This window comes from Pseudomonas putida (assembly GCF_009883635.2).
GTDB classification, from domain to species: domain Bacteria; phylum Pseudomonadota; class Gammaproteobacteria; order Pseudomonadales; family Pseudomonadaceae; genus Aquipseudomonas; species Aquipseudomonas putida_W.
This window is the reverse complement of sequence record NZ_CP026115.2, coordinates 1399395-1424183: the sequence shown is the minus strand read 5'-3', so window position 1 is coordinate 1424183 and position 24789 is coordinate 1399395. Positions and strand designations below refer to the sequence as shown.

Here is a 24789-nt window from a genome sequence, read left to right as displayed (position 1 = left end):
GATCATGACTGTACGCCAAATCATTCAACTCGCTGGCTCCCTCGATATTCCAGGCTTGCCGCAACTTGATGTCTCTTCGCGGGAGATCGAGATTGCCAACTTGGCTTCGTTGAAGCTTTGGGGTGCCACGGCGAAGTGGGGCATCAGTAACGATGACCTGGGCCTTGAGGATCGCGTTACCGCCAATAAGATCCCGCTGAACGGCTCGCCGCCCTCTACCCGACTGGAGAACGCTTTCGACGGTAAGCCGGCCTTGTTGTTGGGCACCGCCGCTGCAGTAGTCCGTGATACCACTTTCGATACTACCGGCTCATTTACCGTCGCTTTCAATCAATGCCCGGTCGCCGACGATCTTTCGGCGGTGGGCGCTAGCAGTGCAGCACTACCGGGCACGGGTCAGAGTTATTGGTTCATCTCGACCGCTGGTGGCAAGTTCCGCATTGGTACTTCCAATCTGTTCACCCAGTTCACCGACTACACCGGGCCGGTGCCAAGCAAAACCGCGTGGCTGCGCATGATGCTCAAGTACGACCGTGCTGCGGGCACCATGACGCTGTATGTCAACGGTGTTCAGCAGGTGAAGTTGACCAACGACGCGCTCAAGACCCTCAGTCTGGCTCCTGGCGTGTGCCTGGGCGGCATTGTCACCACCAGCTCAACGCCGGGCACTGCGTCGTGCTACATGCGTTCGCCTATGGCCTTCAACAGCGCGCTCACCGACGGCGAGCTGGCACTGGTCGATAAGTATCTGGCTGAAACTTACTACTGAGAGGTGGGCTGATGGATCGCGTATCTGCGTGGACCACGTTGTGCACGCCCGAAGGGCTCTTCCGGTGGGGCTCGCAGGCCGGAGGCGTGCCGGCCACCCCACTGGTCGCGGGTTGGCTGAACATGCTTCAGGAGGAGCTGGTGGCGGTCGTGATGGCCTACCAGGGTTCACTTAACCCTGAGGACTCGCAGCAGCTCCTGAAGTCCCTGCGGGCGATGGTGGCCAACTTTGCGACCAAGGCCACTACCTTGGCCGGCTACGGGATTCTTGACGCTTACACCAAGGCTCAGGCCGACATGCTGCTATCGCAGAAGGCGAACAACGCCATTACGCTCGGTGGGTATGGCATCGGTGATGCCTACACCAAGGCCGAGGTGGATCATTTGCTGACCTTCAGGGCAGCAGTTGCCAACACGCTGGCGGGCTACGGCATTCTTGACGCTTACACCAGAGCTGAAGTGGATGCCGGGCTTGCCGCGAAGCAGAACAAGAACACCGCACTCATGGCGGCTACGGGGTGGAAGCTGGATTCTGCCACTGGCTTGCTGGAGCAGTGGGGCTCAGGTAGCGCAGGGCCAGACGCTACGACCGCTGCGATTGACTTCCCACGACCGTTTGCCGAGGTCTACAGCTGCTTCGGCAACAAGACCTCGCCGAACGCCACCGATGGAGACGGCAACTCGGCCGGCGCTTTCGCCATCAGCAACACCCAGTACAAGCTGTTCAACGACACCGCAAACTTCGCCGCCGCTATCCAATGGCGGGCCCTTGGGAAGGCTCCGGGCTACTGACGCTACCCCAGATGCCAAAGAGGCCGCTCAACTCTGAGCGGCCTCTGCGCGTCTGCGGTGCCAAATCCGTTGCATGGCGGTGCCAAATCCGCCGCGCGCCTACAAGGGATTGTCGGCTCTTGGGACTTGCACCTTCACTGCGGGAGCGGGCAGGCCCGCTCCCACAGGAAATGAAGTCCGCTTTTGCTAGCGGGCGTTGGCCAATGCCAAGCAGTTGTCCAGCATCCGGTTGGAGAACCCCCACTCGTTGTCATACCAGGCCAGCACCTTGAGCATGCGCCCGTTGGCGCGGGTATGGTTGGCATCGAAGATCGACGACAGCGGGTTATGGTTGAAGTCGCACGACACCAGCGGCAGGGCGTTGTAGCCGAGTACCTTGGAGTGCCGGCTGGCTTCGAGGAACAGCTGGTTGACCTGCTCGGCGGTGGCCTCGCGCTTGAGGTTGACGGTCAGGTCGACCAGCGACACGTTGATCACCGGCACCCTCACGGCCATGCCGGTGAGCTTGCCGGCCAGTTCCGGCAGCACCAGGCCCACGGCCTCGGCGGCGCCGGTCTTGCTCGGGATCATCGACTGGGTGGCCGAGCGGGCGCGGTACGGGTCGCTGTGATAGACGTCGGTCAGCACCTGATCGTTGGTGTAGGCGTGGATGGTGGTCATCAGCCCCTGTTCGATGCCGAACTCGCGGTGCAGCACCTGGGCGATCGGCGCCAGGCAGTTGGTGGTGCACGAGGCATTGGAGATTACCTGGTGCGATGCCCGCAGGATATCGTGGTTGACCCCGTACACCACGGTGGCATCGACGCCCTTGCCCGGCGCCGAGACGATCACCTTGCCGGCGCCCGCAGCCAGGTGCGCGGCGGCCTTGGCACGGTCGGTGAACAGCCCGGTGCATTCGAACACCACGTCGATCGCTTCGGCCTTCCACGGCAGTTCGGCCGGGTTGCGGATGGCGCTGACCGCGATACGGTCACCATTGACCGTCAGGCTTTCATGGTCGGCCTCGACCAGCGCATCGAATGTGCCGTGGACGCTGTCATATTTGAGCAGGTGGGCGTTCATTGTGCTGTCACCCAGGTCGTTGATGGCGACGACCTGCAGGTCCTGGCGGTAGCCTTGGGTATACAGTGCGCGCAGGACATTGCGCCCGATGCGGCCGAATCCATTGATGGCGATACGTAGGGTCATGGCAGTACCTCTGGCGGTCCGAGTGAAACCTGTGGCAAAAAGGCGCTTCACTGAAACGGTTTTGTTGTTGGAATTACAAGATTATTCACTGAGCGATAGAAAACAAGCCTTTTTGATGGCAGTATTTTGTTTAAACATACAACGAGTGGTTGGGCGAAGTGCCTCCCCCGATATCGTGAGCCCCTCTACCTTGAGCCTAGGCCGCAATCGTTTGGAGGGGAAATGCCCGGTAAACCGCCCTTACAATTAGCCTGGAGTCCAGTACATGCATCCGCGCATCCTTGAGGTCACCCAGCGGCTGATCGAACGCAGCCGAGCCACCCGCGAACGCTACCTGCAGCTGATTCGTGGCGCGGCCAGTGACGGGCCCATGCGTGCCAGCCTGCAGTGCGCCAACTTCGCCCATGGCGTGGCCGGTTGCGGTGCCGAGGACAAGCAGACCCTGCGGTTGATGAACGCGGCCAACGTCGCCATCGTCTCGTCTTATAACGACATGCTCTCGGCGCACCAGCCGTACCTGCATTTCCCTGACCAGATCAAGCAGGCCCTGCGCGAGGTCGGCTCGGTCGGCCAGTTCGCCGGTGGCGTGCCGGCCATGTGCGACGGTGTGACTCAAGGCGAGCCAGGTATGGAGCTGGCCATTGCCAGCCGCGAAGTGATCGCCATGTCCACTGCGGTAGCGCTGTCGCACAACATGTTCGACGCTGCGCTGATGCTCGGCATCTGCGACAAGATCGTCCCCGGCCTGATGATGGGGGCGCTGCGCTTCGGCCACCTGCCGACCATCTTCGTGCCGGGCGGGCCGATGGTTTCCGGCATTTCCAACAAGCAGAAGGCCGACGTGCGCCAGCGCTATGCCGAAGGCAAGGCCAGCCGTGAGGAGCTGCTGGAATCGGAAATGAAGTCCTACCACAGCCCCGGCACCTGTACCTTCTATGGCACCGCCAACACCAACCAGCTGGTGATGGAAGTCATGGGCCTGCACCTGCCAGGCGCCTCGTTCGTCAACCCGTACACCCCGCTGCGCGATGCCCTGACCGCCGAGGCGGCGCAGCAGGTCACGCGCATGACCAAGGCCAGTGGCAGCTTCATGCCGCTGGGCGAGATCGTCGACGAGAAAGCGCTGGTCAACTCCATCGTGGCCTTGCACGCCACCGGCGGCTCGACCAACCACACCCTGCACATCCCGGCGATTGCCCAGGCGGCCGGCATCCAGCTGACCTGGCAGGACATGGCCGACCTGTCCGAGGTGGTGCCGACCCTGTCCCACGTCTACCCCAACGGCAAGGCCGACATCAACCACTTCCAGGCCGCTGGCGGCATGGCCTTCCTGATCCGCGAACTGCTCGATGCCGGCCTGCTGCACGAAGACGTCAACACCGTGGCTGGCCACGGCCTGCGCCGCTACACCCAGGAACCGTTCCTCGACAACGGCAAGCTGGTGTGGCGCGAAGGGCCGCAGCAGAGCCTGGACGAGAGCATCCTGCGCCCGGTGGCACGGCCGTTCTCGGCCGAGGGTGGCCTGCGGGTGATGGAAGGCAACCTGGGCCGTGGCGTGATGAAGGTTTCTGCAGTAGCGCCTGAGCATCGGGTGGTCGAAGCGCCGGCACGGGTGTTCCATGACCAGCAGTCGCTGGCCGATGCCTTCAAGGCAGGTGAGCTGGAGTGCGATTTCGTTGCCGTGGTGCGCTTCCAGGGCCCGCGCTGCAACGGCATGCCCGAGCTGCACAAGCTGACGCCGTTCCTCGGCGTGCTGCAGGACCGTGGCTACAAGGTTGCGCTGGTGACCGACGGTCGCATGTCGGGCGCCTCGGGCAAGATCCCGGCGGCCATCCACGTCTGCCCCGAAGCGTTCGACGGTGGCCCGCTGGCACGCGTGCGCGATGGTGATATCGTGCGGGTCGATGGCGTCGAAGGCACGCTGCGGGTGATGGTGTCGGCCGAGGAGTTGGCCAGCCGTGACCTGCCGCCCGCGCCCCAGGGCAACGACCTGGGCTGCGGACGTGAGCTGTTCGGCTTCATGCGCATGGCGTTCAGCCCGGCAGAGCAGGGCGCGAGCGCCTTCACCTCGGCCCTGGAGAACCTCAAATGAAGGACCTGCTGGTTGGCGACATCGGTGGCACCAATGCCCGCTTTGCGTTGTGGCGTGACAACCAGCTGTACCAGGTGAAGGTCTTTGCCACGGCGGACTACACCAGCCCGGAGCAGGCCATCGAGGCTTACCTGCAAGGCCACGGCATTGCCCGTGGCGGCCTCGCGGCGGTGTGCCTGGCGGTGGCCGGGCCGGTGGATGGCGATGAGTTCCGCTTCACCAACAACCACTGGCGTCTTAGTCACGAGGCGTTCTGCCAGACCTTGCAGGTCGAGCGGCTGCTGCTGATCAACGACTTTTCTGCCCAGGCCCTGGGCATGACCCGCCTGCAACCTGGTGAGTACCGTGAGGTCTGCCCAGGCAAGGCGGATCCGGCGCGGCCCGCGCTGGTTATTGGCCCGGGCACTGGCCTGGGCGTCGGCAGCCTGTTGCGCTTGGGCGAGCAGCACTGGCAGGCGCTGCCGGGTGAAGGCGGGCATGTCGACCTGCCGGTGGGCAATGCCCGCGAGGCGGCGATCCATCAGCAGATGCACAGCCAGATAGGCCACGTCAGCGCCGAGACCGTATTGAGCGGCGGTGGCCTGGTGCGCTTGTATCAGGCCTTGTGCGCGCTGGATGGCGACACGCCCCGACACACAACGCCTGCGCAGATCACCGATGCGGCGCTGGGCGGCGAGCCACGGGCGCTGGCGGTGATCGAGCAGTTCTGCCGCTTCCTCGGGCGCGTGGCCGGTAACAATGTGCTGACCCTGGGCGCGCGCGGTGGGGTCTATATTGTCGGCGGCGTGATCCCGCGCTTTGCCGAGCTGTTCCTGCGCAGCGGATTTGCCGCCAGCTTTGCCGACAAAGGCTGCATGAGTGGTTACTTCGCGGGTGTGCCGGTGTGGCTGGTGACTGCGGAATTTTCTGGACTGCTGGGGGCAGGGGTGGCATTACAGCAATCATTGGATCACTGACGGGGGCCGCTTTGCGTCCCCAATAGCAGGCGACGAAGACCTGTGACAACAATGAGGGCGGGATACCTTGAGCACTGCCGGAAAGTCCATCCTGATGGTCGACGACGATCAGGAAATTCGTGAACTGCTGCAAACCTACCTGAGCCGTGCCGGCTTCCAGGTCCACGCCGAAGCCGATGGCCAGGGTTTTCGCCGCGCATTGGAAAACACCCCATACGACCTGGTGATCCTCGACGTCATGCTGCCTGACGAAGACGGCTTCAGCCTGTGCCGCTGGGTGCGCCAGCACCCGCGCCAGTCACGGGTACCGATCATCATGCTGACCGCCAGCTCCGATGAAGCCGATCGCGTCATTGGCCTGGAACTGGGCGCCGATGACTACCTGGGCAAGCCGTTCAGCCCTCGTGAATTGCAGGCGCGGATCAAGGCCCTGTTGCGCCGCAGCGATTTCGGCCAGGCCGCCCCTGTCAGTGCCGTGCTGGCTTTCGACGACTGGCGTCTGGATACCATCAGCCACCGGCTGTTCCACCGCGATGGTGAAGAGGTGATTCTGTCCGGTGCCGACTTTGCCCTGCTCAAGCTGTTTCTCGACCACCCTCAACAGATCCTCGACCGCGACACTATCGGCAATGCCACCCGCGGCCGCGAGCCGATGCCGCTGGACCGCATCGTCGACATGGCGGTCAGCCGCCTGCGCCAGCGCCTGCGCGACACCGAAAAGCCGCCGCGGCTGATCCGCACCGTGCGTGGCAGTGGTTACCTGCTGGCTGCCCATGTCTGCTGCGCTTCCTGAGCGGCGCTGGCGCCTGCTGCCGCGCTCGCTGCTGGGGCGCATGCTGCTGCTGACCTTGCTCGTGGTGCTGTTGGCCCAGGGCCTGTCGAGCCTGATCTGGGTCGCCCAGCTACGTGCCAGCCAGTTACAGGGCCTGCGCGCCAGTGCCGGCAGCCTGGCCCATTCCATGAGCGCCAGCGTCAGCTACTTCCGCTCGCTGCCGGTGGCTTATCGGCCGATGGTGCTCGATCAGTTGCGCAGCATGGGCGGCACGCGCTTTTTCGTGTCGCTCAACGACAAGCCGCTGGACATGCCGGTGTTGCCCATCACGCCACGCAAGCAGGCGGTGATCGACGTGTTCCAGGACGTGCTGCACGAGCGGCTCGGCGAGCAGATGGAGATCTCCGTCGAGTTCGTCGCCCCCGATGACCTGCGCATCTTCAACAGTGGCCTGAAGCTTGATGAGCTGCCGCGCTCTTGGGCGCATTACTCGTTGACCCTGGAGCCGCTCAACCCGCCGGTGCTGGTGACCCAGATCCGCCTGGGCCAGGGCGAATGGCTGTACATCGCCTCATTGCTGCCCGAACCCTACACCAGCCTCGAAACCGAACGCCTGCCACGTCAGCAGATCGGCTTCATCGTCCTGACCACCGCCTTGCTGCTGCTGTTCATCGGCTTGCTGGTGCACTGGCAGAGCTGGCCGCTCAAGCGCCTGGCACGTGCCGCGCGCGAACTGTCATTGGGTGCGGATGTGGCGCCGGTGGCCGAAGGCGGCGGCAGCGAGGTGGTGGAAGTGGGGCGAGCGTTCAACAGCATGCGCGAGCGCATCAGCCGTTACCTGACCGAGCGCTCGCAGTTGTTCAGCGCCATTTCCCACGACCTGCGCACGCCGATCACGCGCTTGCGCCTGCGCGTGGAATTGCTCGAGGACGAGCGGCTGCAGGCCAAGTTCAGCCAGGACCTCGACGAGCTGGAGTTGCTGGTCAAAGGGGCTCTGCAGTGCGTGAAGGACACCGACATCCACGAGAACATCGAGCCGATAGACCTCAATCAGGTGCTGGAGATTCTCGCCGAGCCGTACCTGGGCGACGGCCGTATCACCGTCGAAGGGCGTGCTGTGTCGCCATACCCGGGCAAGCCGCTGGCCCTGCGCCGCTGTATCGGCAACCTGATCGACAATGCCATCAAGTATGGCGAGCGGGCACATCTGCGGATCATCGACAGTGCCGAGGCCTTCGTGCTGCAGGTGGATGACCATGGCCCCGGCGTGCCGCAACAGCAAATGGAGCAGGTGTTCGAGCCGCATTTTCGCCTGGCCGGCAAGCAGCAGGGCTACGGCCTGGGGCTGGGTATCGCACGTAACATCGCCCACAGTCACGGCGGCGAGGTGAGCCTGCTCAACCTGCGCGAAGGCGGTTTGCGGGTGACGCTGTATCTGCCAAGAGGCATGGACTGAGGCATGTCACCGACTGGTGACACAACCACAGTCCTTCGTGACATCCCGGCCAGGACGGCTGGCTAGACTTCGCAGACGACTGGCAAGGAACGCGCAGGCCCATGAAGCACATCGATCTTCCCTTCGGCAGCTGGCTGGATTCACCGGTTCATGCTGCCTGGCTCATGGCCGAAGGGCAGCGCCTGCTGGCCTTTGCCAAGGCATCGAAGTTGCCGGACGGCTTCGGCAACCTCGAAGCGTCGGGCAACCTCGCGCCGGGTGCCGTCGCCGAAACCATGAACACCGCACGCATTACCCACTGCTTCGCCCTCGCGCATATCCAGGGTGTGCCAGGCTGCCTGGCCTACGCCGAGCATGGTGTCGCGGCCTTGCGCGGGGTGTTGCGCGATGCCAGCTACGATGGCTGGTTCGCGCACCCCGAAGGCCTCTACGACAGTGGCAAGGCTGCCTACCTGCATGCATTCGTCGCGCTGGCCGCCAGTTCCGCCAAGGTGGCCGGCATTGTCGGTGCTGAGCAGTTGCTGGCGGACGCCGTGGGGGTAATCGAAGCGCACTTCTGGTGCGAGCAGGAGGGTGCCCTGCGTGAAACCTTCTCCCGCGCCTGGCAGCAGCCAGAAGCCTACCGTGGCGCCAACAGCAACATGCACGCTACCGAGGCGTTCCTGGCCCTGGCCGATGCCACCGGCAACACCCTGTGGCTGCAACGGGCGTTGCGCATTGCCGAGCGCATCATCCACACCCACGCCGCCGCCAACGGCCATCGGGTCATCGAGCATTTCGACGCGTTCTGGCAGCCAGTGCCGCACTACAACCTGGAGCATCCGGCCGACCACTTCCGCCCCTACGGCACAACGCCCGGGCATGCCATGGAATGGGCACGCCTGCTGCTGCACCTGGAGGCCAGCCTGCACCTGGCTGGGCTGCCTGTACCCGATTGGCTGCTGGCCTGCGCCCGTGGCCTGTTCGACAGCGCCTGTCGTCACGCCTGGCATGCCGATGGCGAACCTGGCTTCGTCTATACCCTGGATTGGGACAACCGCCCTGTCGTCAGGCAGCGCCTGCACTGGGTGCATGCCGAGGCAAGCGCTGCCGCCGCCGCGCTGTTGCGCAGAACTGGTGAATCCGGTTACGAGCAGTGGTACCACTGTTTCTGGGGCTTCATCGACAACCATTTCATCGACCGTGCCGGCGGCAGCTGGCACCACGAACTCGATGCGAACAATCGCCCTGCCGGCACCATCTGGCCGGGCAAGCCGGACCTGTATCACGCCTATCAGGCGGTTCTGCTGCCGGTTCTACCCTTGGCACCCAGCCTGGCGACGGCAGTTTCGCGTTATGTAACCAAACGATGACATTCGCCCATCGCTTCGTTACCTGGCGAGGCGGGCGCGCTGATTAGACTCCATGCAATGCAAGCGACCGACTTGCCCGGCATAACAACAAGAAAGGTATTCCGATGAATTTGACTCTCCGCCTCGCCGCCGCGATCTCCCTCGCCTCGCTCCTGCCGCTCAGTGCCTCCGCCACCGAATCCAAAGGCAGCATCGAAGTGGTGCACTGGTGGACCTCCGGTGGCGAAAAAGCCGCTGTGGATGTGCTCAAGGCCCAGGTCGAGAAAGACGGCTTCACCTGGAAGGACGGCGCTGTCGCAGGTGGCGGTGGTGCCACGGCCATGACCGTGCTCAAAAGCCGCGCAGTGGCCGGCAACCCGCCTGGTGTCGCGCAGATCAAGGGGCCGGACATCCAGGACTGGGCTGCCACCGGCCTGCTCGACGCTGATGTGCTCAAGGGCGTCGCCAAGGAAGAAAAGTGGGATTCGCTGCTCGACAAGAAAGTCGCCGACACCGTTAAGTACGAGGGCGACTATGTCGCGGTACCGGTCAACATCCACCGCATCAACTGGTTGTGGATCAACCCTGAGGTCTTCAAGAAGGCCGGCATCGACAAGGCGCCGACCACTCTCGACGAATTCTACGCCGCTGCCGACAAGCTCAAAGCTGCCGGCTTCATTCCGCTCGCCCATGGCGGCCAGCCCTGGCAGGACAGCACGGTTTTCGAGAGTGTGGTGCTGGCGGTGATGGGGGTGGATGGTTACAAGAAAGCATTGGTCGATCTGGATGAGAAATCCCTGACCGGCCCCGAGATGGTCAAGTCGCTCGCCGAACTCAAGAAAGTCGCCACCTACATGGACCCTGACGGCAAGGGCCAGGACTGGAACCTCGAAGCGGCCAAGGTCATCAACGGCAAGGCCGGCATGCAGATCATGGGTGATTGGGCCAAGAGCGAGTGGACCCTGGCGAAGAAGACCGCCGGCAAGGATTACCAGTGCGTGCCGTTCCCCGGCACGGACAAGGCATTCCTGTACAACATCGACTCGCTGGTGGTGTTCAAGCAGAACGACAAGGGCACTGCCGCCGGGCAGCAGGACATTGCCCGCAAGGTGTTGGGTGAAGACTTCCAGAAGGTCTTCAGCATCAACAAGGGCTCGATCCCGGTGCGCAACGACATGCTCGCCGACATGGGCAAGTACGGCTTCGACGACTGCGCCCAGACCTCCGCCAAGGACTTCCTCGCCGATGCCAAGACTGGCGGCCTGCAGCCGAGCATGGCGCACAACATGGCCACCACGCTGGCCGTGCAGGGCGCCTTCTTCGATGTGGTGACCAACTACATCAACGACCCCAAGGCCGACCCGGCCGATGCGGCGAAGAAGCTGGCGGCGGCGATCAAGGCAGCCAAGTAAAGGCTATTCGCGGGCAAGCCCGCTCCCACAGGTCCGGCGTCCTGCCCGGGACCTGTGGTGAGCAGGGCCCATGTGGGAGCGGGCTTGCCCGCGAAGCGGTGCAAAGCACCGCCCGTACCTCGAGATCCATAACATGACAACAACAACCGCCCAACTGCGGGCCTCACCCCTGGACGCGCTGCAGCGCTGGCTACCGAAACTGGTGCTGGCGCCAAGCATGTTCATCGTCCTGGTGGGCTTCTACGGCTACATCCTGTGGACCTTCGTCCTCTCCTTCACCACCTCGACCTTCCTGCCGACCTACAAGTGGGCGGGCCTGGCGCAGTACGCCCGGCTGTTCGACAACGACCGCTGGTGGGTGGCAAGCAAGAACCTGATGCTGTTCGGTGGCCTGTTCATTGCCATCAGCCTGGCCATCGGCGTGCTGCTGGCGGTGCTGCTGGACCAGCGCATCCGCCGCGAAGGCTTCATCCGCACCATCTACCTGTACCCCATGGCGCTGTCGATGATCGTCACCGGTACCGCCTGGAAATGGCTGCTCAACCCCGGCATGGGCCTGGACAAACTGCTGCGCGACTGGGGCTGGGAGGGCTTTCGCCTGGACTGGCTGATCGACCCTGACCGAGTGGTGTACTGCCTGGTGATCGCCGCCGTGTGGCAGGCCTCGGGCTTCATCATGGCGATGTTCCTCGCCGGCCTGCGCGGGGTCGACCCGTCGATCATCCGCGCTGCACAGATCGACGGTGCCAGCCTGCCGCGTATCTACTGGACCGTGGTGCTGCCCAGCCTGCGCCCGGTGTTCTTCAGTTCGCTGATGATTCTTTCGCACATCGCCATCAAGAGCTTCGACCTGGTGGCGGCAATGACGGCCGGTGGCCCGGGCTACTCCTCCGACCTGCCGGCGATGTTCATGTACTCCTTCACCTTCAGCCGCGGCCAGATGGGCATGGGCTCGGCCAGTGCCATCCTGATGCTCGGGGCGATCCTGGCGATCCTCGTGCCGTACCTGTACTCGGAGCTGCGGAGCAAGCGCCATGCATAGTCTTTCGGAAAAACCGGCGCTGAGCCTGAGCCGTATCGCGATCCATGCGGTACTGCTGATCGCCGTGCTGTTGTATCTGGTGCCGCTGGTGGTGATGCTGCTGACCAGCTTCAAGTCGCCGGAAGACATCAGCACCGGCAACCTGCTGAGCTGGCCCGCCGTGATCACTGGCATCGGCTGGGTCAAGGCCTGGGGAACGGTCAGTGGTTACTTCTGGAACTCGATCATGATCACCGTGCCGGCGGTGCTGATCTCTACCACCATCGGCGCGCTGAATGGCTATGTGTTGTCGATGTGGCGCTTTCGCGGTTCGCAGCTGTTCTTCGGCCTGCTGCTGTTCGGTTGCTTCCTGCCGTTCCAGACCGTGCTGCTGCCGGCGTCGTTCACCCTCGGCAAGCTGGGCCTGGCCAGCACTACCAGCGGCCTGGTGCTGGTGCACGTGGTCTACGGCCTGGCCTTCACCACGCTGTTCTTCCGCAACTTCTACGTGAGCATCCCCGATGCCCTGGTCAAGGCTGCGCGCCTGGACGGCGCCGGCTTCTTCACCATCTTCCGCCGCATCATCCTGCCGATGTCGACACCCATCATCATGGTCTGCCTGATCTGGCAGTTCACCCAGATCTGGAACGACTTCCTGTTTGGCGTGGTGTTCTCCAGCGGCGATTCACAGCCGATCACCGTGGCCCTGAACAACCTGGTCAACACCAGCACCGGGGCCAAGGAATACAACGTCGACATGGCGGCGGCGATGATCGCCGGTCTGCCAACCCTGCTGGTCTACGTGGTGGCAGGCAAATATTTCGTCCGCGGGCTCACGGCCGGCGCGGTCAAGGGGTAAGTCATGGCAACGCTCGAACTTCGCAATGTGAACAAGACCTACGGCAGCGGCCTGCCAGACACCCTCAAGGACATCCAGTTGTCGATCAAGGATGGTGAGTTCCTGATCCTGGTCGGCCCCTCGGGCTGCGGCAAGTCGACCCTGATGAACTGCATCGCCGGCCTGGAAAACATCACCGGCGGCGCAATCCTCATCGACGACCAGGACGTCAGCGGCATGAGCCCCAAGGATCGCGATATCGCCATGGTGTTCCAGTCCTATGCGCTGTACCCGACCATGAGCGTGCGCGAGAACATCGAATTCGGCCTGAAGATCCGCAAGATGCCGCAGTCGGCCATCGATGAAGAAGTGGCGCGGGTGGCCAAGCTGCTGCAGATCGAGCACCTGCTCGCACGCAAGCCGGCGCAGCTGTCCGGTGGCCAGCAGCAGCGTGTGGCCATGGGCCGGGCGCTGGCGCGGCGGCCGAAGATCTACCTGTTCGACGAGCCGCTTTCCAATCTCGACGCCAAGCTGCGGGTCGAGATGCGCACTGAAATGAAACTGATGCACCAGCGCCTGAAGACCACCACGGTGTATGTCACCCACGACCAGATCGAGGCCATGACCCTGGGCGACAAGGTGGCGGTGATGAAGGACGGCATCATCCAGCAGTTCGGTACGCCACAGCAGATCTACAACGACCCGGCCAATCAGTTCGTCGCCAGCTTCATCGGCTCGCCACCGATGAACTTCATTCCAGTGCGCCTGGCCAAGCAGGACGGGCGCCTGTTGGCGGTGCTCGACAGTGGCCAGGCGCGCTGCGAACTGCCGTTGGGGCCGGCTAACGATGACCTCGATGGTCGCGAGATCATCCTCGGCATCCGCCCCGAACAGATCGTCCTGGGCGTAGGCGAGGGCAACGGCCTGCCTGGTATCCGCGCCGAAGTGCAGGTGACCGAGCCCACCGGGCCGGACCTGCTGGTGTTCGTCACCCTCAACCAGACCAAGGTCTGCTGCCGCCTGGCGCCGGACGTCGCCTGCCGGGTGGGCGACAGCCTGAACCTGCAGTTCGACCCGGCACGGGTGCTGCTGTTCGACGAAGGCAGCGGCGAGCGTTTGCACCTGGCCAGCAGCAACTCCGCCGTAAAGGACAATGTGGCTCACTTCAAGGGCCGCTAACTCGTCTACACCATCAATAAGAAAAAAGAGGACGCAAAGGGATGGAACAGCGCAATCGCATCAGAACCTTGGGTTCACTGGCCCTGCTTGCCGTGGTCGGCAGCAGCGGCGTGCAGGCTGCCGAGGCATTTTCCAGCGAGTCGAAATGGATGACCGGCGATTGGGGCGGTACCCGCACCGAACTGCTGGACAAGGGCTACGACTTCACCCTCGACTACGTGGGCGAGGTGGCCGGTAACCTGCATGGCGGCTACAACGACGACAAGACCGCACGCTACAGTGACCAGTTCGCGCTTGGCGCCCACCTGGACCTGCAGAAGATCCTCGGATGGCACGATGCCGAGTTCAAGCTGGCGATCACCGAACGCAGTGGACGCAACCTGTCCAACGACCGCATCAGCGACCCGCGCGCCGGGCAGTTCAGTTCGGTGCAGGAAGTGTGGGGCCGTGGCCAGACCTGGCGGCTGACGCAGATGTGGGTCAAGCAGAAGTACTTCGACGGCGCGCTGGACGTGAAGGTCGGCCGCTTCGGTGAGGGGGAGGACTTCAACAGCTTCCCCTGCGACTTCCAGAACCTGGCCTTCTGCGGCTCGCAGGTGGGCAACTGGGTCGGTGGCATCTGGTACAACTGGCCGGTCAGCCAGTGGGCACTGCGGGTCAAGTACAACATCACCCCGGAATTCTTCGTACAAGTCGGCGCCTTCGAGCAGAACCCGTCGAACCTGGAGACCGGCAACGGCTTCAAGCTCAGTGGCAGCGGCACAAAAGGCGCAATCCTGCCGGTCGAGATGGTCTGGTCGCCCAAGGTCAATGATCTGCCGGGTGAATACCGCCTGGGTTACTACTACAGCACCGCCAAGGCCGATGACGTATTCGAAGACGTCAACGGCAACCCGCAGGCGGTCACCGGCCAGGACTTCAAGTCGCATTCGAGCAAGCACGGCTGGTGGGTGGTGGCGCAGCAGCAGGTCACCGCCCATGGCGGCGACATCAATCGCGGCCTGAGCCTGTTCGCCAACTTCACCGTGCACGACAAGGCCACCAACGTGGTCGATAACTACCAGCAGGTCGGTCTGGTCTACAAGGGTGCCTTCGACGCCCGGCCCAAGGACGACATCGGCTTTGGCGTGGCGCGCATCCATGTGAACGATGACGTGAAGAAACGCGCCGAGTTGCTCAATGCCCAGAGCGGTATCGACGATTACGACAACCCAGGCTTCGTGCCGCTGCAGCGCACCGAGTACAACGCCGAGCTCTACTACGGCTTCCACGTCACCAACTGGCTGACCGTGCGGCCCAACCTGCAATACATCAAGAGCCCGGGCGGTGTGGACGAAGTCGATAACGCGCTGGTCGCAGGTTTGAAGATTCAGTCGTCTTTCTAAGCGAACTTGTTGTAAATTTACGCCAATCCAAATTCGGCTCCCGGCACCCACTGGCTTGCAGTGGTTGTCGGGGATAGGCCGAGATAGCGCTATCTCAAACAACAAGAGCTTGGAACCATGCCTGAACATCCGCTACATCGCTTCTTTTCCTCGCAGCGGCCGCGGCCGACATTCGAGTGGGAGCGTTACCAGCAGCGCGATGTGCTGATCATCGACCATCCCCGTTGCCAGGCGGTGTTCAGCCGCCAGGGCGCGCAACTGCTGCACTTCCAGCCGGCCGGTGAGCGGCCCTGGCTATGGTGCGCCGAGCAATGGCCGCAGGTGGGTGCCATTCGCGGTGGTGTGCCGGTGTGCTGGCCCTGGTATGGCCGCCACCCTAGCGAAGACCTGTGGCCGGCGCATGGCTGGGCGCGCCTGCTCGACTGGAAGCTGGTGGACAGCCGCGAGGACGAGGAGGGCGTGACCCTGAAATGGCGCCTGGACCTGTGCGACTGGCAGGTAGACCTGCACGCCAGGCTCGGCAACCGCATGGAACTGAGCCTGAGCACCGAGCACCAGGACAGCGAACCTTGCCAGCTGAGCCATGCGCTGCTGGCCTATTGGCGTATCAGTGACGTGTCTGAGATAGCGCTGTCCGGGCTCGAGGATATCGAAGGCTATGACCGCCTGAGCCGCCAGGCCTGCCGTGAAGACGGCGCGCTCAAGCTCAAGGGTGGCTGCCAGAAAGTCTTCCCCGGCACGCCACGGGTGCAGCTGCAGGACCCGGCCTGGGAGCGGGAGCTGTGCATCGACACCGGCGACAGCGACGATACCGTGGTCTGGCACCCGGGCAATCGGCCGTTGATGGGCGTCAGCGGCCGTGAGTGCCAGGGATTCGTCTGCGTCGAGGCGGCCAGCGGCAGTGGCGAGGGCCTGAGCCTGGCGCCTGGGCAGCGTGCGCACCTGCGGCTGCAGGCGCACCGGCTCAGTTGAGTTCGTCGTCCTCGATCGGGTAGCGGCTGGCGTTGAGGCTTTCCTTGATCTTGCGCAGGTGCGGCTGGAAGTCCACGCCGCGGCGCAGGGTCATGCCGGTGGCCAGCACGTCGAGCACGGTCAGCTGGATGATCCGCGAAGTCATCGGCATGTAGATGTCGGTGTCTTCCGGCAGCGGTATGTGCAGGCTCAGGCTGCAGGCCTGGGCCAACGGCGAGCCGGCAGCGGTCAGGCCGAGCACCGACGCGCCATTCTCCCGAGCCAGGCGTGCTACTTCGACCAGCTCGCGGGTGCGCCCGGTGTAGGAGATGATCACGAACAGGTCGCCGGTGTGTGCCACCGAGGCCAGCATGCGCTGCATCAGCACGTCGGCATGGGCCGATACCGCGAGGTTGAAGCGGAAGAACTTGTGCTGGGCATCAAGGGCCACCGGTGCCGAGGCGCCGAGGCCGAAGAAGTGGATCTGCCGGGCCTGGATCATCATGTCCACGGCGCGGCTGACCTGTTGCGGGTCCAGTTGCTGGCAGGCGCTGTCGAGCGAGGCGATGGCACTGCCGAAAATCTTCTGGGTGTAGGCTGCCGGGTCGTCGTCGGCTTCCACCGCACGGCTGACATACGCTGCACCGCTGGCCAGGCTTTGCGCCAGTTGCAGCTTGAGCTCCGGGTAGCCGCTGACACCGAACGAGCGGCAGAAGCGGTTGACGGTCGGTTCGCTGACCTTGGCCGCCTGGGCCAGCGCGGCGATGCTGAAGCGGGTGGCTTGTTGCGGGTTGAGCAGGATGACTTCGGCGACTTTGCGTTCGGCCTTGTTCAGCTCGTCGAGGCGTCCCTGGATCTGTTCCAGGAGGTTTCGCACGCGGTCCATGGGTGTGTCCTTGGGTCGAGAAGACAGCCGGCTGTGGGAGCAGCAGGCTTTTTGCACGGTCGTCTATCGTACTGTCGGTGCGATTGGCGTACCACTTGTCTGTAACGCTTGTGTGTGATGTTGTGGTTTTTACTACATTATCCCTTGAAAACCGTGTGTGAAAGCGGTATTCCTAGACCAACTTTAGGAAAGAACCAACATCATGGCTGCGATCAGTGTCGAACCTTGCACCTTTGCCCTGTTTGGCGCCCTTGGCGACCTGGCATTGCGCAAGCTGTTTCCCGCGCTCTATCAGCTCGACCGTGCCAACCTCCTGCACGCGGACACCCGCCTGCTGGCGCTGGCCCGCGAGGTCGGCAGCGCCGAGGATCACCTGAACACCATCGAAGTGCACCTGCGCCGGCATGTGGCCGAGGCTGAAATCGAGCCCGCCGCGTTGGGGCGTTTTCTTGGCCGCCTGCGCTACCAGCACCTGGACTTCCTGCAGCCCGAGGGCTACCAGGCCCTGGCCGAACAACTGACCGCCGAGCAGCCGCTGATCGCCTACTTTGCCACGGCGGCGGCCGTCTACGGCGCCATCTGCGAGAACCTCGACAAGGCTGGCCTGGCCGCCCGCACCCGGGTGGTGCTGGAAAAACCCATTGGCCATGACCTGGAGTCGTCGCGGCGGGTCAACGATGCCGTGGCGCGTTTCTTCCCGGAAAACCGGGTCTATCGCATCGACCACTACCTGGGCAAGGAGACGGTGCAGAACCTGATCGCCCTGCGTTTTGCCAACAGCCTGTTCGAAACCCAGTGGAACCAGAATTCCATCTCCCACGTGGAGATCACCGTGGCGGAGAAGGTCGGCATCGAGGGCCGCTGGGGCTACTTCGACAAGGCTGGCCAGCTGCGCGACATGATCCAGAACCACCTGCTGCAACTGCTCTGCCTGATCGCCATGGACCCGCCCAGCGAGCTGTCGGCCGACAGCATCCGTGACGAGAAGGTCAAGGTGCTCAAGGCACTGGCACCGATCACCGGCGAAGGCTTGAGCACCCGTGTGGTGCGCGGACAGTACATCGCCGGCTACAGCGATGGAAAGCCGGTGCCGGGCTACCTGGAAGAAGACAATTCCAATGCCCAGAGTGATACCGAAACCTTCGTCGCCCTGCGCGCCGACATTCGCAACTGGCGCTGGTCGGGCGTGCCGTTCTACCTGCGCACTGGCAAGCGCATGCCGCAGAAGCTGTCGCAGATCGTCATCCACTTCAAGGAAACGCCGCACTACATCTTCGCCCCGGAACAGCGTTTGCAGATCGGTAACAAGCTGATCATCCGCCTGCAACCGGACGAAGGCATATCCTTGCGGGTGATGACCAAGGAGCAGGGCCTGGACAAGGGCATGCAACTGCGCAGTGGCCCGCTGCAGCTGAATTTTTCCGACACCTGGCGCAGTGCGCGGATTCCGGATGCCTACGAGCGCTTGCTGCTCGAAGTGATGCGTGGCAACCAGAACCTGTTCGTGCGTAAGGACGAGATCGAGTATGCCTGGAAGTGGTGTGACCAGTTGATCGCTGGCTGGCGTAACGCGGGCGATACGCCCAAGCCATACGCGGCGGGGTCCTGGGGGCCGATGAGCTCGATTGCATTGATCACGCGCGATGGGAGGTCATGGTATGGCGATATCTGAATTGAAGCTGCCGGCGGCCGTGCAGGTGCACGAGCTGGCGGATGCCAAAGCACTGGCCGCTACCCTGGCCCATGACGTGGCCGAGCGCCTGCGTGCGGCCATTGCCGCCAAGGGCCAGGCCTGCGTGGTGTTGTCTGGGGGGCGCAGCCCGGTGCCGTTCCTCGAGAAGCTGGCCGGCGAACAGCTGGACTGGGCCAAGGTCACCGTCAGCTTGGCCGACGAGCGCTGGGTGCCGGTGGAGCACGCCGACAGCAATGCCGGCTTGCTGGCCCGCCACTTGCTCAAGGGCGCTGCCGGCAAGGCCCGCTTCGTCGGGCTCTATCAGCAGGCCGGAAACCTCGACGCGGCCGCAGACGGCGCCGACCAGGCCTTGGCAGAGCTGCCACCTATCGATGCGCTGGTGCTGGGCATGGGCGACGATGGCCATACCGCCTCGCTGTTCCCGGGCAGCCCCAAACTCGCCGAAGCCCTGGCCCCGAACAGCACGCGCCGTTGCCTGCCGATGCTGGCCCCGAGCGTGCCGCACCAGCGCCTGACGATGACCCGTTCCCTGCTGGCCAGCGCGGCATTCATCGCGCTGTCCGTGCAAGGCCCGGGCAAACTCGCTACCCTGCGCGCCGCGCTGGCGGGCAACGACCTTTCCGAAATGCCGATTCGCGCCTTTCTTCTCGACCCCCTGGACATCTACTGGTGCCCATGAGCCAAGGATCCACTGTCATGACCACCCTTGAACGCCCACAGCCCAAGCTTTCGATGGCGGATAAAGCCGCCCGGATCGATGCCATCTGCGAACAGGCGCGCATCCTGCCGGTAATCACCATCGCCCGTGAGGAAGACATCCTGCCACTGGCTGACGCCCTGGCTGCTGGCGGTATCCGCACCCTGGAAGTGACCTTGCGTTCGCAGCATGGCCTGAAGGCTATCCAGGTGCTGCGTGAGCAGCGTCCGGAGCTTTGCGTCGGCGCCGGCACCGTGCTCGACCGCAGCATGTTTGCAGCGGTTGAAGCCGCTGGCGCACAGTTCGTCGTCACGCCGGGCATTACCCAGGACATCCTCGAAGCCGGTGTCGACAGCGAGATCCCGCTGCTGCCAGGCATCAGCACACCGTCCGAGATCATGATGGGCTATGCACTGGGCTACCGCCGCTTCAAGCTGTTCCCGGCGGAAATCAGCGGCGGTGTGGCCGCGATCAAGGCGTTTGGCGGCCCGTTCGGTGACATTCGCTTCTGCCCGACGGGTGGCGTGAACTCGGCCAACGTGCGCAATTACATGGCGCTGCCTAACGTGATGTGCGTGGGCGGCACCTGGATGCTCGACAGTAGCTGGATCAAGAACGGTGATTGGGCGCGGATCGAAGCGTGCAGCGCCGAGGCGATGGCTCTGCTGGACGCCAACTGAATTTGTTGTGTGCTTTACGGCTTATGGGGCGCTTGGTCGGCGCCCCTTTTTTTGCCTGGAATTTCTGTGTTGGCTGTACCGGCCCTTTCGCGGGACAAGCCCGCTCCTACAAGGCCCATGCTTGCCGGAGGGCCTGCGCAATTCCTGTAGGAGCGGGCTTGCCCCGCGAAAGGGCCGGTACAGGCAATAAAAAACCCGCATCAAGGGATGCGGGTTTTCATTCATCGCGTGACGCTTAGGCCGCCTTGGCTTCCTGCTGGCTCAGCGAGCGGTTCAGCGCACTGAACAGGGCCTTGAAGCTGGCGGTGGTAATGTTTTCATCGATACCCACACCATGCACCGGACGACCACCGGCCACGCGCAGTTCGATATAGGCCGCCGCCTTGGCATTGGTTCCCGCACCGATGGCGTGCTCGTTGTAGTCCATGATCTCGACCGATACCGGCAGGCCGGCTACCAGTGCTTCCAGGGCGCCGTTGCCCTTGCCGCGCCAGTGCAGGGTGGTCTCGCCTTCACCGGCGACTTCCACTTCCACGGCACTGTTGCCGTTCTCTTCCTGCAGGCGGTGACTGACCAGCGCGTACGGCGCGTTGGCCTGGAGGTATTCCTTGTGCAGCAGGCTGTAGATCTGCTGAGCGGTCATTTCCAGGCCCAGGCGGTCGGTTTCACCCTGCACGACCTGGCTGAATTCGATCTGCATGCGGCGTGGCAGGCTGATGCCGTATTCCTGCTCGAGCAGGTAGGTGATGCCGCCTTTGCCCGACTGGCTGTTGACGCGGATCACCGCCTCGTAGCTGCGGCCGATGTCGGCCGGGTCGATCGGCAGGTACGGCACTTCCCACAGCTCGCCTTCCTGCTGTTTGGCGAAGCCCTTGCGGATGGCATCCTGGTGCGAACCGGAAAATGCAGTGTGGACCAGGTCGCCGACATACGGGTGACGTGGGTGCACCGGCAGCTGGTTGCACTCTTCGACCACCTTGCGCACGCCGTCGATGTCGGAGAAGTCCAGCAGCGGGTCGATGCCCTGGGTGTAGAGGTTCAGTGCCAGGGTCACCAGGTCGACGTTGCCGGTACGCTCGCCGTTGCCGAACAGGCAGCCTTCGGCACGATCGGCGCCGGCCATCAGGCCCAGTTCGGTGGCAGCGATGCCGGTGCCACGGTCGTTGTGGCAGTGCAGGCTGATGATCACGCTGTCGCGACGGCTGACGTTGCGGCAGAACCACTCGATCTGGTCGGCGTAGATGTTCGGCGTGGACACTTCCACGGTGGCCGGCAGGTTGAGGATGATCTTGTGCTCGGGGCTCGGGTTCCAGACTTCGATGACCGCGTCACAGACTTCCTTGGCGAACTCCATTTCCGTGGCGCTGAAGGTTTCCGGCGAGTACTGGAAGGTCCACTGGGTTTCTGGCTGCTGCGCGGCATATTTGACGAACAGTTTGGCCGCGTTCACCGCGATGTCCTTCACGCCTTGCTTGTCCTGGTTGAAGACGATGCGGCGGAACGACGGGCTGGTGGCGTTGTACAGGTGGACGATGGCCTTCTTCGCGCCGCGCAGCGACTCGAAGGTGCGGGCGATCAAGTCTTCACGGGCCTGGGTGAGCACCTGGATGGTGGTGTCATCCGGGATGTGGCCGTCTTCGATCAGCGTACGCACGAAGTCGAAGTCGGTTTGCGAGGCCGATGGGAACGAAGCTTCGATTTCCTTCACGCCAACCTGCACCAGGGTCTTCCAGAAGCGCAGCTTCTTCTCCGAGTCCATCGGCTCGATCAGCGACTGGTTGCCATCACGCAGGTCGGAACTGCACCAGATCGGCGCCTCGGTGATGGTCTTCGACGGCCAGGTACGGTCAGGCAGGTCGATGGTCGGGAAAGCGCGGTATTTCTTCGATGGGTCTTTGAGCATGGTCATGGAAGCAATCCTTTTGTGTGCGGCCGAGATCGGGCCTGCCGAGCTGTAACGAGATGAAGAGGCGAGGCGACGCGAATCAGCCTGGTAGTCGGGCGCTGACCAGGCAGAGGCTGCGATGTTGTCGGAGCAGGATGAGGGTGCTGAAGGTTTTCATGCCTCAACCCTAACCAGTGGGGTGGGGGATGGCAAGCGTTCGAAAAAAATTGAGAGGAATGCTTAAAAAAAGAGAGATAGCGAGATTTTATCGCTGATATCTGTTTTTTGTTTTGTATTCATTGCTCAGTATTTTTCGATGGCGCAACACAGTGGAAGTGATGTTGGCTGTGCTGGCCTCTTCGCGGGTAAACCCGCTCCCACAGGGCTTCGCGGTCCCTGTGGGAGCGGGATTGCCCGCGAAGCAGGCGCCGCCGATCTCAGGGCTGGAACGCGCCAATGAAGATCGCCGGATCCACCCGCGCATCGTTCAGGCTGACGTTCCAGTGCATGTGCGGCCCGGTGGCCCGCCCGGTCGAGCCCACGCGCCCGACCACATCGCCGCGGCGCAGCTGCTGGCCAACATTCACATCGATCTTCGACATGTGGCAGAACATGCTGATGAAGCCCTGCCCATGGTCGACGAACACCGTGCGGCCGTTGAAGAAGTAGTCACCCACCAGGATCACCTTGCCGTTGGCCGGCGTCTTGATCGGTGTTCCAGCTGGCACCGCGAAGTCCAACCCGGCATGCGGGTTGCGTTCCTCGCCATTGAAGAAGCGGCGCACGCCGAACTTGCTCGACAGTGGCCCGCTGACGGGTTTGTCGAGGATCAGGTTGCTCGGCAGCACCGGGCTGAAGCTGCGATACGCCTTGATCTGCTCGGCCAGTTCACGGTCGATGCGCTTGAGGTCGTCCGGATTCGGGTTGACCTGGCGGGTGTTCTTCAAGGTGATGTGCTGCTCGGGGTACTTCTTGCTGCCAACGCTGAAGGGCAGGCTGCGGCCGCCCTGGGTCAGCACGGCGGTGCCGGGCTTCTGGGTCAGCGGGATGCCGACGATGGCTAGCCAGTTGTCCTGCTCCTTGACCACCAGCACCGGCTTGCCATCGAAGCGCGCGCTTGGCGCTGTTGCTGCCGGGCCGAGGTCGACCACCGCCACGCCACCGGGCACCGGCTTGTTCAGGGTGCGGGTGATGTAACTGGCCTGGGCGCCTGCGGCCAGCAGCATGAGGGAGAGGGCGAACAGGGGCGCGAACAGGCGAGGCATGTGTCAGTCCAGTAAAGAGAGGGTGACCGGGGTCAGGTGATTGTCTTCGACGCGTACCAGCAGCTCGCCTTCGTTCAGGCGCGCGGTCAGGCGCTGGCCGTTGCGGGTCTGCTCGGCACTGCGGACGGCCTGGCCCTGCTCGTCGAGGAGGATGCTGTAGCCGCGTGCCAGGGTCGCCAACGGGCTGACTACCTGCAGCGTCTGCAGTTGTGCCTGGAAGCGCTGGCGGCGGTCCTTGAGCACTTCGCGCATGGCCCTTGGCAGGCGCTCGGCGAGGCTGTCCAGGCGTTGCCCCAGCAGTTTCAGCGTGCGCCCCGGGTGCTGCGCGGCCAGGCGTGTATCGAGGCGTGCCAGGCGCTCGCGACGCTGGTTGAGGTTGAGCATGAAGGCGCGGCGCAGGCGCATGTCCAGGTCATCCAGGCGTTGTGCTTGCTGGCGCAGGCGTTCACCGGGATGACGCAGGCGCCGGGTCAGCGACTCCAGGCGCAGGCGGTCATGGGTCAGGCGGTTCTGCATGCGCAGCAGCAGGCGCCGCTGCAGGCCGTCGAGGCGCTGCTGCAGGCCGCTGTTGTCGGGGGCCAGCAGTTCGGCGGCAGCCGACGGCGTAGGCGCGCGCACGTCGGCGACGAAGTCGCTGATCGACACATCGGTCTCGTGGCCGACGGCGCTGACGATTGGCGTCACGCAAGCTGCCACGGCACGCGCCACGGCTTCTTCGTTGAAGCACCAGAGGTCCTCCAGCGAGCCACCACCACGGGCCAGGATCAGCGCATCGAAGCCGAGTCGGTCGGCTTGCTGCAAGGCGCGTACGATCTGGTTGATTGCCTCTCGCCCCTGCACGACGGTGGGAATCAGGTTCAGCTCGACCTGCGGTGCGCGGCGGCCGAACACGCTGATGATGTCGCGGATCACCGCGCCAGTGGGCGAGGTGATGATGCCGATGCGTTGCGGATGGGCCGGCAGCGGCTTCTTGCGCTCGGCACTGAACAGCCCTTCGGCGCCGAGCTTCTCCTTCAGCGCTTCGAAGGCCAGGCGCAGGGCGCCATCACCGGCCGGCTCGACCGTGTCGAGGATCAGCTGGTAGTCGCCACGCCCTTCGAACAGCGAGACCTTGCCGCGCACGCGCACCGCCAGGCCGTCACGCAAGGCCTGGCGCACGCGGGTGGCATTCTGCCGGAACAGTGCACAGCGCACCTGGGCACCGCTGTCCTTGAGGGTGAAGTACATGTGGCCGGAGGCCGGGCGGGCGAGGTTGGATATCTCGCCTTCCACCCAGACGCTGCGGAACACGTCTTCCAGCAGCACGCGGGCGCGGCCGTTGAGCTGGCTGACGGTGAGGACCTCACGGTCCAGGCCGAGTCGTTCGAAAGGGTCTCTGATCATGGTGGGCATGATAAGGGGCGGGGTAGGGGGCGCCAAGTGCATGGCGGGAGATTTATGCTGGTGTCGAGACCGAGCGCCGCCCGCGCGGCGCTCGATCTCACAGGCGCTATAACTTCCAAGGCATGCACCTGTCCGCCGCGCCACAACCTCGCGGCGAAC

At 63.7% G+C, this 24789-nt stretch carries 21 protein-coding genes; 16 read left to right on the top strand and 5 right to left on the bottom strand.

What is annotated here, in order from left to right; all coding sequences use genetic code 11:
• The first annotated feature begins 4 nt into the window (after positions 1–4).
• Positions 5–769, top strand: coding sequence for a LamG-like jellyroll fold domain-containing protein (locus tag C2H86_RS06475; protein WP_159411896.1), 765 nt, complete (start codon positions 5–7; stop codon positions 767–769).
• Between the two features lie 11 nt (positions 770–780).
• Positions 781–1560 carry a gp53-like domain-containing protein gene (locus tag C2H86_RS06470; RefSeq protein WP_159411895.1) on the top strand — a complete coding sequence of 260 codons (780 nt, stop codon included), beginning with the start codon at positions 781–783 and terminating at the stop codon, positions 1558–1560.
• Positions 1561–1746: 186 nt separating this feature from the next.
• On the opposite strand, the gene gap is transcribed toward C2H86_RS06470, so the two are convergent.
• Positions 1747–2748 (bottom strand): type I glyceraldehyde-3-phosphate dehydrogenase, encoded by a 1002-nt coding sequence (gap, locus tag C2H86_RS06465; protein ID WP_159411894.1) that lies wholly within the window; start codon positions 2746–2748, stop codon positions 1747–1749.
• A 265-nt stretch (positions 2749–3013) separates the two neighbouring features.
• On the opposite strand from gap, the gene edd reads away from it, so the two are divergent.
• From edd to C2H86_RS06410, 11 genes are all read left to right on the top strand, one after another.
• A complete protein-coding gene (gene edd / locus C2H86_RS06460; protein WP_159411893.1) occupies positions 3014–4840 on the top strand; it encodes a phosphogluconate dehydratase in 1827 nt (608 codons plus the stop codon).
• The gene (locus C2H86_RS06455; protein ID WP_159411892.1) at positions 4837–5796 is read left to right on the top strand and encodes a glucokinase; all 960 of its coding nucleotides are present in this window, start codon (positions 4837–4839) and stop codon (positions 5794–5796) included. The genes edd and C2H86_RS06455 overlap by 4 nt, the downstream gene beginning before the upstream one ends.
• 67 nt (positions 5797–5863) lie before the next feature.
• Positions 5864–6589, top strand: coding sequence for a two-component system response regulator GltR (gltR, locus tag C2H86_RS06450; protein WP_159411891.1), 726 nt, complete (start codon positions 5864–5866; stop codon positions 6587–6589).
• The gene (locus C2H86_RS06445) at positions 6570–8024 is read left to right on the top strand and encodes an ATP-binding protein (protein WP_159411890.1); all 1455 of its coding nucleotides are present in this window, start codon (positions 6570–6572) and stop codon (positions 8022–8024) included. The genes gltR and C2H86_RS06445 overlap by 20 nt, the downstream gene beginning before the upstream one ends.
• 101 nt (positions 8025–8125) lie before the next feature.
• Complete coding sequence (locus tag C2H86_RS06440; RefSeq protein WP_159411889.1) at positions 8126–9376, top strand: AGE family epimerase/isomerase; 1251 nt, start codon at positions 8126–8128, stop codon at positions 9374–9376.
• Between the two features lie 104 nt (positions 9377–9480).
• Positions 9481–10767, top strand: coding sequence for an ABC transporter substrate-binding protein (locus C2H86_RS06435; RefSeq protein WP_159411888.1), 1287 nt, complete (start codon positions 9481–9483; stop codon positions 10765–10767).
• Between the two features lie 133 nt (positions 10768–10900).
• Positions 10901–11809, top strand: a complete 909-nt coding sequence (locus C2H86_RS06430; protein WP_159411887.1) for a carbohydrate ABC transporter permease — start codon at positions 10901–10903, stop codon at positions 11807–11809.
• On the top strand, positions 11802–12647 hold the full coding sequence (locus C2H86_RS06425) for a carbohydrate ABC transporter permease (RefSeq protein ID WP_159411886.1): 846 nt from the start codon (positions 11802–11804) through the stop codon (positions 12645–12647). Before C2H86_RS06430 ends, C2H86_RS06425 begins: the two co-directional genes overlap by 8 nt.
• A gap of 3 nt (positions 12648–12650) precedes the next feature.
• Positions 12651–13805 carry an ABC transporter ATP-binding protein gene (locus C2H86_RS06420; protein WP_159411885.1) on the top strand — a complete coding sequence of 385 codons (1155 nt, stop codon included), beginning with the start codon at positions 12651–12653 and terminating at the stop codon, positions 13803–13805.
• Between the two features lie 41 nt (positions 13806–13846).
• On the top strand, positions 13847–15190 hold the full coding sequence (locus C2H86_RS06415) for a carbohydrate porin (protein WP_159411884.1): 1344 nt from the start codon (positions 13847–13849) through the stop codon (positions 15188–15190).
• Between the two features lie 117 nt (positions 15191–15307).
• Positions 15308–16162, top strand: a complete 855-nt coding sequence (locus C2H86_RS06410; RefSeq protein ID WP_159411883.1) for a D-hexose-6-phosphate mutarotase — start codon at positions 15308–15310, stop codon at positions 16160–16162.
• Here C2H86_RS06410 and hexR read toward each other — a convergent pair.
• Complete coding sequence (gene hexR / locus C2H86_RS06405) at positions 16155–17018, bottom strand: DNA-binding transcriptional regulator HexR (protein WP_177326722.1); 864 nt, start codon at positions 17016–17018, stop codon at positions 16155–16157. The genes C2H86_RS06410 and hexR overlap by 8 nt on opposite strands.
• A gap of 211 nt (positions 17019–17229) precedes the next feature.
• Here hexR and zwf point away from each other — a divergent pair, with 211 nt between their 5' ends.
• The 3 genes from zwf to C2H86_RS06390 are packed head-to-tail and all read left to right on the top strand — an operon-like array spanning position 17230 to position 20097.
• Positions 17230–18699: a glucose-6-phosphate dehydrogenase gene (zwf, locus tag C2H86_RS06400; RefSeq protein ID WP_159411882.1), complete on the top strand. Its 1470-nt coding sequence runs from the start codon at positions 17230–17232 to the stop codon at positions 18697–18699.
• Complete coding sequence (gene pgl / locus C2H86_RS06395) at positions 18686–19399, top strand: 6-phosphogluconolactonase (RefSeq protein ID WP_159411881.1); 714 nt, start codon at positions 18686–18688, stop codon at positions 19397–19399. The genes zwf and pgl overlap by 14 nt, the downstream gene beginning before the upstream one ends.
• Positions 19400–19416: 17 nt before the next feature.
• Entirely contained in the window at positions 19417–20097 is a 681-nt protein-coding gene (locus C2H86_RS06390; RefSeq protein WP_159411880.1) for a bifunctional 4-hydroxy-2-oxoglutarate aldolase/2-dehydro-3-deoxy-phosphogluconate aldolase, read from the top strand.
• 235 nt (positions 20098–20332) lie between these two features.
• Here the strand turns inward: C2H86_RS06390 and leuA are convergent, their stop codons facing one another.
• The 3 genes from leuA to xseA form a co-directional block, all read right to left on the bottom strand.
• A complete protein-coding gene (gene leuA, locus C2H86_RS06385; protein WP_159411879.1) occupies positions 20333–22006 on the bottom strand; it encodes a 2-isopropylmalate synthase in 1674 nt (557 codons plus the stop codon).
• Between the two features lie 413 nt (positions 22007–22419).
• Complete coding sequence (locus C2H86_RS06380; protein WP_159411878.1) at positions 22420–23247, bottom strand: M23 family metallopeptidase; 828 nt, start codon at positions 23245–23247, stop codon at positions 22420–22422.
• A gap of 3 nt (positions 23248–23250) precedes the next feature.
• Positions 23251–24630 carry an exodeoxyribonuclease VII large subunit gene (gene xseA, locus C2H86_RS06375; protein WP_159411877.1) on the bottom strand — a complete coding sequence of 460 codons (1380 nt, stop codon included), beginning with the start codon at positions 24628–24630 and terminating at the stop codon, positions 23251–23253.
• Between the last annotated feature and the right edge of the window lie 159 nt (positions 24631–24789).